We start from the raw sequence: 12,704 nt of genomic DNA, 5'->3' as shown, positions 1-12,704 counted from the left end.
AAATGAATAATAATATTATGAACGGAGCCACAATGATGAAAAAGAAAATCCCACACATTCAATTGTTGGTTGGACTGGTGTTGCTCGCTACCTTGACTCTTGTAGCAAAAGAACCATCTGGAGTTAAGGCGGCAACTGGTGTTCAGAAGGCATCAGGCATTCCAAGCAGCTCTTTGATGAATATCAATAAAATGTCCTCTTGGTACAGCGCGGATGGAGAACATGAACGAAATCCTGCGACTGGCAATTCCGGTATGTCGTATCCGCGAGGAACATCCTATGTTATTTATGCATCCGGATTGATGATGGGTGGTAAATCGACAGATGGAATTCAAACCGGTCAACGTGTGACCGGATTTTCCTATAACAAAGGATTTCAGAATGGTGCTATTCTTGGAAATAGAACTGGTGTTATCGAAAGTCCCGGTGATATTAATGTCCGCATTTGGCGTATTCGAAAAGACTATGCTACGGCAGATCTTCGGCAAGATGCAGCAGAAATTAATACCATCTCCATTTCTTCGGTTAGCGATGGACAGATAGCCGCTGTTCGTGACCAATATAAAAAAGACTGGAAAGAATGGCCGACACAAAAAGGTGCTCCTTTCTATGATGTTGGATATAAAAATACTTCGAATGTTGTTGTAGGTGCAAATAATGGAGTCATTGATTGGGGTGAAGATGATACATTTCCGCTCAACGATGATCGTCGCCGCAACGGTGTTTTGGATGATGGTGAAGATGTCAATGATAATAAAGTGCTTGACGGCGAAACACCCGGCATTGCTGATGCTGACCAAGTTATTTGGGCAGTGAACAATGATATCGGAACAATAGAATCACCTTGGAAAACAAAGGCATTAGGAGTTGAAGTTCAAAACACATTCTGGGGTTACAACAGAACAGATGCTCTTGGAAATATGATTTTCAAAAAATTCAGAATTATTTATAAAGGGACATCTGCTACTCCTGCAGGCTCAATGATCAATGATATGTATCTCTGTCAATGGTCCGATCCGGATTTGGGAGATGCGGGCGACGATTTTGCAGGTTGTGATGTAACACTCAGTTTAGGATTTGTCTATAATTCAAAAACATTGGATTCAGAATTCCGGAAGTTCAATTTAGCACCTCCGGCATCTGGCTATGATTTTCTTCAAGGTCCAATCGTTCCTTCCGCTGCGGATAGCGCCGTATTTGATTTACGGTATCGCAAAGGATACAAAAATTTACCGATGACATCGTTCATTTATTTTGCTGCCGGTGGTGTCTACGGTGACCCGCCATTCAATTATAATGGATCAATTCAATGGTATCAAATGTTTAGAGGATTACCTCCGATACCACAAAGTCCACCAGATCCAGATCCATTAATTGATCCGAAAACAGGAAATCCCACATCATTTTGGCTTCCGGGTGATCCAGTCACAAAAACTGGATGGATTGATGGTGCACTCGACAATCCTGGTGATAGACGTCTTTTGTTAAACTCCGGTCCATTCAATATGGCTATTGGTGATACTCAAGAACTTGTTTCTGCGGTCATCGCAGGTATTGGTTCTGATTTTTTATCCAGTATTTCTGTTTTGAAATTTTATGACAAAACAGCTCAAGCTGCATACAATAACTTATTTAATCTTCCGAAACCGCCGCCGGCGCCCAAATTGAGTGTTGTGGAATTGTCGAACGGTATCATTTTAGAATGGGATAATGATGCAGTAGCTGTAAAAGCAACCGAAGAATCGAATTCGCAAGGATTCTTATTCCAGGGTTACAATGTCTATCAATTTCCCTCTGCTACTGCACCTGTAACAAGCGCTAAGAAACTTGCCACCTACGATCTTATTACAGATCCTGCGACTGTTTCACAGGAAGAATTTGATGAATCATCCGGTCAGATTCTTGTAAAACCAGTTCAACTTGGAAAAAATAGCGGTTTGTCACGATATCTCTATCTTACAAAAGATGAAATTCGTAATAAACCATTGGTAAACGGTCAGCCATATTATTACGCTGTTACAGCGTATAATTATACGGCCGATCCGTTGAGCACAACAAAATCATTAGAGAGTTCGGCAAATATCCAAACCGTCATTCCGCATTCACCAAATTCCGGAACGATACTGCCGTATAACATTAATGATACAATGATTGTTGCATCCAACATGGTGGTAGGACAGAATGATGGTGTTGTTGGTATTACCGTATTCAATCCAACCATTCAAGTCGGCACAACATACGAAGTATGGTATGGTGGTTCTGGAGCAACGACACGGACATATACAATCGTGAAACCGGTTACCGGAAGCACCGATTACGCAACCTTGAGCGCAACAATGCTCCCAGTAGATACGGCGGCAGCAATTCAAAAAGGAAAAGGTTCCGGATCATTTACAATAAATGATGCAAAGAACCAAGTAACGTATGGAAAATTATCCGTCAATGGTTTATCGGGACCAATTACGAATGCACATATTCATGCCGGAGCACCTGGTGTTGCTGGTCCGGTTGTGCATCCCTTTACAATAACGAATAACGAAATTGTTGGTGGTACGTGGGCAATTCCGGATTCATTGTTTGATGATTTTACTGCAGGCAACCTGTACGTTAACATTCACACAGCTTTGCGTCCGGGTGGCGAAATTCGCGGCCAGATAGCCGATGGTTTAACACCACGATTAACTGCTGCGGCTCCACCAGTTGGCGTTTTGGCGTCAATTACAACCTATGCAGAAAATAGAGTGCCAAATGAAGGTGTGTCCTTTTATGTTACTCCGGCACCTTCTGGAGCGAAATCAGTTGAACAATCTGCTCCCACCGTTGGTCAGGTTATTGGAGTTCCAAACCCGAACGGAACATTTAGTATCGTTGGTCCGGTTGCAGCAATGGCTGGGACCAAAGACTCTGAAGCAGCATTTGAAATCAGGTTTGACGGAAGCGACTCAAATTATGCGCTCCTTATTCCGCGCGAAATTGTCAATCCAACACCTGCTCAAACAAAGTATGCTCGGGTCCCATTCCAGGTATACCAAAATACAACCAGAGTTTGGCCAGCAATAGTTTCTGCATCAACCGATACAGTATGGAATGCAGATCCTCTCAATGGTACTGTCAATGGTGCTCCGTTATTCGATCTGATTCTCGGAATTGTGGACACAAAAGATGCTTCGAATAATAATTTGGAATATTACAGTTCATTTGTTTTGAATGGATCGGGCGTTCGTGTTCCAAATCCCGGAACACCATTTAGAGGCAGATTAAATAATGCAAATAATCACAATTTGAAGAACATCTCTTTTGTGAACCTTAAAAAGGACGGCGTTGCTCCGGCAGCCGGGACAGTGATTAAGATTGCGATGAATAAATCGATTAAGCCGGGAGATATTCGCACATTCAGCGTACGAGCAATTCAAGTAGGAAAATTCGAAGCTGCAAAAGCTGAGGCTTCACTCGTGAATGTGTTCCCGAATCCGTATTACGCAGTCAACACATCGGAACGAACTAAGGAAGCACGTTTTGTAACAATCAACCATCTGCCAAAGCAGGCGACCATTCGTATCTTCAATCTTGCCGGCAGTCTTGTGAATACGATTATTAAAGATAGTCCATCACAGTTCATCAACTGGAATCTGACGAACCACAAAGGATTGCCTGTTGCAAGTGGAATTTATTTGCTCCATATCGATATGGGAACGCTCGGTGTCAAGATTCTCAAATCAGCCGTTATTATGGAACAGCAATTCTTGGATAACTTCTAATTCACAGCGAGATAACTATGATGAACATACAATTAAATTCGAAGGAGAGTACAATGATTAATACTCTTAAAAAATTCTCGCTGGTGATTCTTGTGCTGGCGTTGGTCGTAGCAGACTTCGGTATTGCCGGTAGAGGAGACAAAGCCGGCACCGCAGCTGCACCAATGCTGCTGATCCCGGTGGGAGGACGTGATATTGCCATGGGCGCTTCTACTGTTGCCAATTCATTTGGTATCGAAGCCGTACATTATAATCCAGCCGGTATAGCCTGGGGAAAGAAACAAAGCGAAGCGATCTTTTCTCACATGAATTATATTGCGGATATCGGTGTCGATTATATCGGTGTCAGCAGTAATTTTGCCGGCTTTGGAGTGCTTGCTCTTACCATCAAATCGTTATCGATCGGTTCTATTGAGATCACGACCGAAAACAATCCCGATGGAACCGGAGAAACATTTAATCCACAATTTACCACCATTGGACTTACTTACGCCAACGCAATGACGGATCGTATCTCTGTTGGGTTGACAGTCAATTTGATCTCTGAACAAATTGACAGAGCAAGTTCTAGCGGAATTGGTTTTGACTTTGGCGTTCAGTATAAAAACTTTGCCAATGTTGGTGGACTTGATCTCGGCGTTGCAATTAAAAACGTCGGACCGCAGATGCAATACGAAGGTCCGGGATTAATTCGCCGCGGCCAGGTTGACGATGTTATTCGATCGAGTTCATATTATGCATTGACCGCATCAAAAGCAGAACTTCCTTCTGTGATTGAACTTGGCTTTGCATACAAGATGAGCATCAGCGAGCAAAGTCAATTGAATTTAGCATCGATCTTCCAAAATCAAAACCTGTCCGATGATGAGTATAAATTCGGCGGAGAATTTGTTTGGGATAATACATTCTTTGTCCGTGGGGGATATAATGTCTCTCAGGATTCGTACAAAGAATCATATATCTTTGGAGCAACATTCGGAGCTGGAATTAGTCAGAATTTTGACGGTTTAGATTTCACGTTCGATTATGCATATCGTGATGTGCAATTTTTTGACGCAAATCATGTTTTTTCGGTAAAGTTAGGCTTTTAAGAGATTTTCGTTGCATTTTTGCACGAAATACGTTAAATATCAATGAAGCATCACAATCCACACATTTATCAACTTACAAAGGAGTAACCGTATGGTGAAAAACCTCTTTACACTATTTTTACTCGGTTTATTTTGTTTGACGGCAACAGCCGGTGAGCGTTATTTGGTACGCATCGGTCAAAACGGAAAACAAGAAGCTATCCAGTTAAAAAAAGGTGAACGAGCACAAGATGTTATTGAACGTCTTGAACATGCAAAAGCAACGTTGCATAAAAATAGCTCAGCAGCTGGTTTAATTGATACGCTGAAATACTATCCGAACGATGCAGCATTGACAACCAACTTCGGTTGGACACACCAAGATGTTGCATTCCAATGGTATACACCGGCTGCCGGCGGCAGAGTAAAAGAATTCTGGTGGTTAAACTATCAAGCCAGAGGAAATGCAAAAAAAGGAACTGTACGTGCTTGGATCGTAGATCCGAAACTTGCAACACGTCCTACTTCTGCATTGACCAAGTTCTTAGGATACTATAAAGATCCTAATGACGGTGATGGTTTGGTTACTCCTTATAAACCAACAACCGGAAATCAATGGTTCTATGGTAACGGTGGTGCTGACTCTGCAACTTGGAGATTTGATCCGCTCGGAACAGAAGTTTCAACATGGGTTCCCGGTGGTCAAAATTTCACACTTGATTCAAACAAATGGCAAGGATTCAAATTGGAAGATTTCGGCGATTCAATGTTCGTTAAATTGGGACAAATGTTTGGTTTCACACTTTCAAATGATACCAAATTATCTGACATCCCGACCGGCGGAACAGATGAACGCATGGAAATTCTTTCATGGGCAAATGCTAACTCTGCACCATACCATTCCTTTAAATGGTATGAAGGCGGACGTAGCAATCCAGGCGTAGATAATGGCTGGCATATGCGTGGTGATTACGAATGGGGTATGTACACCGTTATTGAATATACCACAGATCGTGCTCCGAAAGTTGTTGTCCCGACATACTCTACAACACTGAAAACAACAGCACGCACCATCTCTGCTACTATCACCGATGATAACCCAGGCGGAGGAGCATCAGGTGTTTCATCTGCATTCTTGAAATACAAAAAAGGATCGCTTGCATCATATGATAGCGTTGCAATGACAGCATCAGGATCTACCTATTCTGCAAGCATTCCCGCATCTTCAGTGGGAGATACCATTTACTGGTACATTTCCACAAAGGACGTGAATAGCAACTATACAATTCTAAGCCCACGTAACTACAAAATCTTCAGAAAAACTCAAGATCGTATTTTTATTCTCAACAATGCTGCATTCTCTATGAGCAGCCCAACAAGTGGTGCTAACTATTACTATAATAACAAGAGCACTGCATACGATCGTTGGTCAGCACCGAATGATGGAACTGGTGAAATGGCAGAACTTCTTGCGTTATATAGCAATGCTATGGTTGCTGATGCTGGTTTCCCGGCACGCAATGTTTATCCTCTTATCAGTACATGGTTAGATGGCGGCACTGCAAGTGCAAAGAGAAATTTCTTCTTCTCTAGCCAAGATTACGGATGCTATGTTCAAGCGGCATGCGCAGACACAACATTTGCTTCTACATCATTTGAAAACAAATATCTTGGTGTAGAAAAACTTGGACCGCAAGATCAAGGTTCAACAAGTAAACCAGTCAAAGTTCTGCCACAGGTAGATAGTGTAACAAACTACTTGATTAAGTACAATACCGACAGCTCCACTACATTGTGGACAAATCCAACGTTTGAATTAGGATTCGCTGGATATCCTGATTTCATGACACCAACCGCAACTGCAAAAGCTCTCTTCAAAACAGCTGATGGTGCAAATGTGTACGGTGTGAAAAACCTTGGAGCTACATTCAACACGGCATTCTTTGCATTTGACGTTGCAACATTGCAATTCCGCAGTGATACGTCGAAAGCACCGGGCGATGATCCAAAATATCAATGGATCTCTGATATCGGAGCGGTTTCCAATTCATTCTTTCAGAGTGTATCTTCTGTGAAACCTGTCGGTGATGTTATGCCTGGTGAATTTACACTTGGTCAAAACTATCCAAACCCATTCAACCCGTCCACAGTGATTGAATACAACGTTCCAGTTCGTAGCAATGTTGAAATCTCTATTTTCAATATTCTCGGTCAGAAAGTTGCTTCCATCATCAACGACGTTCATGAAGCCGGTACACACCGTGCTACATGGAATGGCAAAGACAGCTTCGGTAAACCTGTTGCAAGCGGTATTTATTTCTACCAAATGAATGCAGGTTCATTCGAACAAGTAAAGAAAATGATGTTGATGAAGTAATCCTTTCGTGAATAACGGAAGAGACTTCTCTTCGCATTGTGCAAATGCCCTTGATTCGTCAAGGGCATTTGTGTTTTAAACAGACGATCTGAACAGACTATTTTGTATATTGACGTATGATTGCTTTAACGTTCATTTTCTTGTTAGTTCAACCTGATTCTATCCAATCTATAATAGTGGAATCGTCGCAGCAATTGTTCCAAAAAGCAACCAGCATCTCTGCGGCACCGGATGGAAAGGTGTTTGTTATTGACCAGTCATCCAATTCCTTGTATGTCATTTCGCAACAGAATTCCATTTTAAAGACACTCGGTGGTTTGGGATGGGGAAATGATGCTTTCGATTTTCCAACAGACATTTCTTCATCTTTTTTGCTTGATATCCTTGTGGTGGATGCAAATAATAGACGTGTCCAGCGGTATGACAAGAATTTCAATTATATTCAAACGTATGATGAGAATATTCTTCCGCAATCATCAGGGAGGTTTCAACCAATAGCCACGGCAACGTCGAACCAGGGGGATTTGTATATTCTGGATAACGATGGAAGACGGGTGATTACTGTAAATTCCCGAGGACAATTTGAACGTGAGTTTGGAACGTTTGCTGATTCTAAAGGCAGATTGATCGATCCGAGGGATATTACTGTTACAGCAGAAAATGAAGTGATTGTGCTCGATGGCAAGACAGTGATCATATTCGATCGATTTGGAAATTATGTAAGATCAATCAAGTTATCATCGAAAGAATCGTGGAAGACGATTAATGTCTCTGGAAGGGAGCTCATTATTTCTTCATCCTCAAGGATTGAATTGATCAACCTTGACATGAATACATCCATAACGATAAAGCATCAATCATTGATCGGTTCGAAAGTTGAAGAACCATTTTCAGATGCTTTAATTCAGGGATCCATTCTTATTATTCTTACACAGACTACCCTTTACCGATGTTCATTCCCCCAATAACCTCAGAACCCACCTGAGCACATATTCTGATGCGAAGCAAAAAAAAGATTCGCGTATCGTAGAGTTCTTGTCAAAATCAGTGAAATCCTTCTTAAAATAGTCATTCTTTTGGTTTTTGTTATTACCTATTCCTGGCATCCTCACCAAAACTTAATTATATTCAATCAATTAATTTTTACCATCTTCTTAATACGGGATCAGTGTGGCGCTTTTGAGCAAACAACAAATCACTGACAGATTGCAGTCTATTAACGACTGGAAACAAAAAGGAAAGACCATTAGCCGAACAGTCGTTTTGAAAGATTTTGTTCAGGCCATGGGTTTTGTTCAATCTGTTGCGTTGCTTTCAGAAAAAGCAGATCATCATCCCGATATTGATATTCGATGGAATACGGTGACGCTGGTGCTTTCAACGCACAGCGCTGGGGGTTTAACAGAAAAAGATTTTTCTTTGGCCGCCCAGATCAATTCACTCATATAATCACAAGTATAGGTTTATGTATGGCAAGCGAACAACGCATTGAAAAATTGAAAGAGATCATCGCCAAAGACCCATCCGATTCTTTTTCGCAATATGCTTTGGCATTGGAATATAGCGGTATCAACGAACCGTTGACGGCAATCGAGATTCTTGAAGCGTTAATCCAACGAGATAATGTATATCTTCCGGCCTATCACCAATTGGCACAGTTACTGGGAAAAATGAATAAAACGCAAGAAGCAAAGAAGTTCTACCGTAAAGGGATGGATCTTGCTGTTAGTCAAAACGATGAAAAGACGGCAAAAGAATTACGTGAAGAATTAGAAGAACTTGAAGACGAGTGGTAACAACAACCATTAATAACCAGAGACGACATGAAATTACCCAAAGATCAGATCCTGCAGATATTTAAAGATACCGACGCATTATTGGAAGGACATTTTGTTCTTACATCGGGACTTCACAGCCCGCATTATTTTCAATGTGCCAAGGTACTGCAGTATCCGAAATATCTGCATCTGTTGGCCGGTGATATTGCAAAACATTACGAATACAGTGAAGTTGAAGTTGTCATTTCACCTGCTGTCGGCGGCATTGTTGTCGGGACGGAAGTTGGCCGGGTCTTAGGAGTGAGAACGATTTTTGCCGAACGGGAAAACGGAGTAATGAAATTACGGCGCGGATTTGGTGTGAAGAAAGGGGAGCGTGTATTGGTTGTGGAAGATGTTGTCACGACCGGCGGTTCAGTGGATGAGGTATGTACATTAGTGACTGCTGCTGATGCGAAACTTGTCGGTATCGGATGCATTGTTGATCGAAGTAACGGTAAGGCACAATTCGATGCAAAGTTCTATTCCGTGATGGAAATGGATGTTCAGACGTATCCAGCCGAAGAAATTCCGGCGTCGCTTGCAGCAATTCCCATCACTAAACCCGGGAGCAGAGGATTGCAGGGTTAAGGTAAACGATTTTTCATATCATCCTCGGCGAGTCGATGCTGACAATCGAACAGCCGAAGGATGATTTTTTATTTTTTTTATGATAGAGACACTTTTAAACATACTACGAAATCTTGCAGGCGAGAATCAAATCTTGTTTCATTCGGTCGTTGGTAGTGTTGTCTGCATTGCAGTGATCGCAGCCGGAAAGATTGTGAAATGGCTATTCAGTACGGTTGGTAAAAAAATTATTTCCAAAACAGATACTGAACTGGATGATGAAATCTTGGATATTGTTAATTCCAGGATTATCGCATTATCATCAGTGATTGGTATCTATCTTGGTATGAAAGAACTTCGCCTGGGACTCACAAAACAGAATATCAATTTTTTGACATTTCTGGAGTATGCCGACACGACATTATATCTCGTTACCGTTCTGATAATTGCATCCGTCATTATCAAAATTGCAAAAGCGGTAACATTTCAAACAATTAAAACTATTTCAGAAAAACAGAAGCAAGAACAGTTTAATCAGACGCTGACACCACTGATTAATCGTGTTGTTACGTTTGTCATTGTTGCGTTTACCGGCATAGTCATACTTGAACATTTTGGACAGAGTGTGACAAGCTTGGTGACAATTCTAGGAGCCGGTTCTCTTGCCTTAGGTCTTGCCGCACAGGACACAATCTCAAACATGATTTCGGGCTTCATTATTATGATCGACCGTCCATTTCGCGCCGGAGATAGGGTAAAGATACCGTCAGGCGAGATCGGTGATGTGTTCGAGATTGGACTTCGCAGCACCAAAATTATGGATATGGAAAACAATGTTTTGATTGTTCCTAATAATGAATTGGTGAAAACAAAGATTGTCAATTTTGGATATCCTGATAATGAAATTCGTGTGGCCGTTGAAGTAACTGTAGCGTATGGAGTCAACATCGATCAGGTAAAAAGCATTTTGCTGAACATCGCCAACTCACATCCGGATGTGCTGGCGGCTCCTGCTCCGGAAGCGTTTTTAATGAAGTTTGGCGATTATGGACTACATTTCGGCCTATTTTGCCGTGTTTCTAATTTTAAACTTCAATTTTCCACTGCAGAAAAAATGCGTGTGCAAATATATGATGCATTCTTAAAAGCAAACATTGAAATTCCATATCCTCAACAAGTGGTACACAATACATTTGAAAGAGTTAATGCACTTCAAACTTCTCGAAAGAGAAAAAAAATATCACGGTAAGATTATTGATCTTACTGTTGACCATCTTCAATATCCCTCCGGTAACCAAACCGTACGAGAAGTTATTGAGCATCCGGGCGGCGCCGTTATACTCTGTGTGTTCGAGAATTATGACATCCTTCTTGTGAAACAGTATCGCCATCCCTTCGGTGGTGATGTTGTGGAATTACCGGCCGGAAAACTGGACAAAGGTGAAGACCCATTATTGTGTGCACAACGGGAGTTACAGGAAGAGACAGGTTATCAAGCTCAACGATGGCAGAAACTCTCGGCGATCTATACGACTCCAGGATTCTGCAATGAAGTCCTCCATATTTACCTTGCTCAACAAGTGTCTCTTCATGAGCGTGGTCAGGTTTTAGAAGAAGGAGAAGCATCAATCCAACTGATGCGTATTCCATTGAACAGTGCAATTGATATGATCGACAGAGGAGAAATAATTGACGGAAAAACAATTGCCGGAATTTTGCTCGGCGCACGAAAGATAGGAAATGTATGAACGTCGTAGAGATTATTCGAAAAAAACGAAATGGTGAATTGCTTTCATCCGAAGAAATGAAATTTGTCATTGATGGATATGTGAAAGGATCCGTTCCCGATTATCAGATTGCATCCTTTTTAATGGCGACATACTTTCGGGGAATGACGAAAGAAGAAACTGCAGAATTTACACGGTTGATGCTTTATTCGGGTGATATTGTAGATCTCACTTCGATTCCCGGCACGAAAGTGGACAAACATTCCACCGGCGGTGTGGGTGATAAAATCTCTCTTCCTCTTGCTCCAATGGTAGCGGCGTGTGGCGTTCCGGTTCCGATGATCAGCGGCCGCGGACTTGGACATACCGGCGGAACACTTGATAAGCTGGAATCCATTCCAGGATTCAATACCAGTCTTTCCATTGATGAGTACAAGAAGGTGATCGCGGAAATCGGCTTAGTGATGATCGGACAGACAAAAGAGATTGCGCCTGCCGACAAAAAGATGTACGCATTACGCGATGTTACGGCTACTGTTGAATGCATTCCGCTAATTGCCGGAAGCATTATGAGTAAAAAGTTGGCAGAAGGGATCGATGCGCTGGTGCTGGATGTAAAGACCGGACGCGGTGCGTTTATGCAAACATATGAAAAGTCCGTTGAACTGGCACAAGCATTGGTCGGGATTGGGACGAGTTTTGGGAAAGAGACGATCGGTTTTATTACGGATATGAATCAACCACTGGGGAATGCAATCGGAAATTGGGTGGAGATTATGGAATCGGTAGAATGTCTTCGTGGAAAAGGTCCATCGGATGTTATGGAGTTAACGTACGTTCTCGGTGGCGCGATGGTAATGTTGGGTGGTAAAGCGAAATCTATTAATGAAGGAATCGAACGCTGCAAAGAAGTTGTGAACAATGGAAAAGCGTTCGAACGGTTCCTGGCATTGGTGAAACGACAAGGAGGAGATACTTCATTCCTTCTTCATCCAGAACGTTATCCGCTCTCCAAATTTCGGACAGAAATTATTGCAGACAAAGACGGATTTGTATCGTCGATTGATTCATTGGAACTTGGCCTTTCGGTAATTACGCTGGGCGGCGGCAGGACAAAAGTTGATGATATCATCGATCCCAAAGCAGGTATCTTGTTAAGGAAAAGAGCCGGAGATTCTGTGAAAAAAGGTGATATCATTGCAGAATTTTTTACCGATAAATCCGATGTTGTGGATGGTGTAAAAAAACGTATTTCGAATGCCTATACAATCAATGTTTCTCAACCGAAATTCAGTCCTATTGTCATTAGCATCGTTGATAAAAATGGCGTAACACCATTTCATAATTAATCGTTCGCGTGAAGTTCTTACAAAATTTTAGTATTC

The 12,704-nt window shown here is 41.9% G+C and carries 10 protein-coding genes; all 10 read left to right on the top strand.

Features of this window, described 5'->3' with window-relative positions:
* Nucleotides 1–2: 2 nt before the first annotated feature.
* The 10 genes from WDA22_09520 to WDA22_09475 all read left to right on the top strand — a co-directional run bounded on the left by WDA22_09520 (nucleotide 3) and on the right by WDA22_09475 (nucleotide 12,668).
* The gene (locus tag WDA22_09520; protein ID MFA5833705.1) at nucleotides 3–3,758 is read left to right on the top strand and encodes a CHRD domain-containing protein; all 3,756 of its coding nucleotides are present in this window, start codon (nucleotides 3–5) and stop codon (nucleotides 3,756–3,758) included.
* A 53-nt stretch (nucleotides 3,759–3,811) separates the two neighbouring features.
* Nucleotides 3,812–4,849, top strand: coding sequence for a PorV/PorQ family protein (locus WDA22_09515; GenBank protein MFA5833704.1), 1,038 nt, complete (start codon nucleotides 3,812–3,814; stop codon nucleotides 4,847–4,849).
* A 91-nt stretch (nucleotides 4,850–4,940) separates the two neighbouring features.
* Nucleotides 4,941–7,205: a T9SS type A sorting domain-containing protein gene (locus WDA22_09510; protein MFA5833703.1), complete on the top strand. Its 2,265-nt coding sequence runs from the start codon at nucleotides 4,941–4,943 to the stop codon at nucleotides 7,203–7,205.
* Nucleotides 7,206–7,321: 116 nt separating this feature from the next.
* Nucleotides 7,322–8,173 carry an NHL repeat-containing protein gene (locus WDA22_09505; GenBank protein ID MFA5833702.1) on the top strand — a complete coding sequence of 284 codons (852 nt, stop codon included), beginning with the start codon at nucleotides 7,322–7,324 and terminating at the stop codon, nucleotides 8,171–8,173.
* 202 nt (nucleotides 8,174–8,375) lie between these two features.
* Entirely contained in the window at nucleotides 8,376–8,654 is a 279-nt protein-coding gene (locus tag WDA22_09500) for a 4a-hydroxytetrahydrobiopterin dehydratase (GenBank protein MFA5833701.1), read from the top strand.
* 20 nt (nucleotides 8,655–8,674) lie between these two features.
* On the top strand, nucleotides 8,675–9,001 hold the full coding sequence (locus tag WDA22_09495; GenBank protein MFA5833700.1) for a hypothetical protein: 327 nt from the start codon (nucleotides 8,675–8,677) through the stop codon (nucleotides 8,999–9,001).
* A gap of 27 nt (nucleotides 9,002–9,028) precedes the next feature.
* Nucleotides 9,029–9,613 carry an orotate phosphoribosyltransferase gene (gene pyrE, locus WDA22_09490; protein MFA5833699.1) on the top strand — a complete coding sequence of 195 codons (585 nt, stop codon included), beginning with the start codon at nucleotides 9,029–9,031 and terminating at the stop codon, nucleotides 9,611–9,613.
* 79 nt (nucleotides 9,614–9,692) lie between these two features.
* On the top strand, nucleotides 9,693–10,841 hold the full coding sequence (locus tag WDA22_09485; protein ID MFA5833698.1) for a mechanosensitive ion channel family protein: 1,149 nt from the start codon (nucleotides 9,693–9,695) through the stop codon (nucleotides 10,839–10,841).
* Nucleotides 10,798–11,340 (top strand): NUDIX hydrolase, encoded by a 543-nt coding sequence (locus tag WDA22_09480; GenBank protein MFA5833697.1) that lies wholly within the window; start codon nucleotides 10,798–10,800, stop codon nucleotides 11,338–11,340. The genes WDA22_09485 and WDA22_09480 overlap by 44 nt, the downstream gene beginning before the upstream one ends.
* The gene (locus WDA22_09475; GenBank protein ID MFA5833696.1) at nucleotides 11,337–12,668 is read left to right on the top strand and encodes a thymidine phosphorylase; all 1,332 of its coding nucleotides are present in this window, start codon (nucleotides 11,337–11,339) and stop codon (nucleotides 12,666–12,668) included. The genes WDA22_09480 and WDA22_09475 overlap by 4 nt, the downstream gene beginning before the upstream one ends.
* Nucleotides 12,669–12,704: the final 36 nt, after the last annotated feature.

It is taken from the genome of Bacteroidota bacterium, from assembly GCA_041658205.1.
Lineage (GTDB): Bacteria > Bacteroidota > Ignavibacteria > UBA10030 > UBA8401 > UBA8401.
Note: the sequence above shows the minus strand (reverse complement) of the source record. Positions and strands in the feature narration are given on the sequence as shown.

Excerpts from the sequence above, each read along its gene's own strand:
- WDA22_09520 (MFA5833705.1), top strand. The coding sequence starts at position 3 with ATGAATAATAATATTATGAACGGAGCCACAATGATGAAAAAGAAAATC.
- WDA22_09515 (MFA5833704.1), top strand. The coding sequence starts at position 3,812 with ATGATTAATACTCTTAAAAAATTCTCGCTGGTGATTCTTGTGCTGGCG.
- WDA22_09510 (MFA5833703.1), top strand. The coding sequence starts at position 4,941 with ATGGTGAAAAACCTCTTTACACTATTTTTACTCGGTTTATTTTGTTTG.
- WDA22_09505 (MFA5833702.1), top strand. The coding sequence starts at position 7,322 with ATGATTGCTTTAACGTTCATTTTCTTGTTAGTTCAACCTGATTCTATC.
- WDA22_09495 (MFA5833700.1), top strand. The coding sequence starts at position 8,675 with ATGGCAAGCGAACAACGCATTGAAAAATTGAAAGAGATCATCGCCAAA.
- pyrE (MFA5833699.1), top strand. The coding sequence starts at position 9,029 with ATGAAATTACCCAAAGATCAGATCCTGCAGATATTTAAAGATACCGAC.
- WDA22_09485 (MFA5833698.1), top strand. The coding sequence starts at position 9,693 with ATGATAGAGACACTTTTAAACATACTACGAAATCTTGCAGGCGAGAAT.
- WDA22_09480 (MFA5833697.1), top strand. The coding sequence starts at position 10,798 with ATGCACTTCAAACTTCTCGAAAGAGAAAAAAAATATCACGGTAAGATT.
- WDA22_09475 (MFA5833696.1), top strand. The coding sequence starts at position 11,337 with ATGAACGTCGTAGAGATTATTCGAAAAAAACGAAATGGTGAATTGCTT.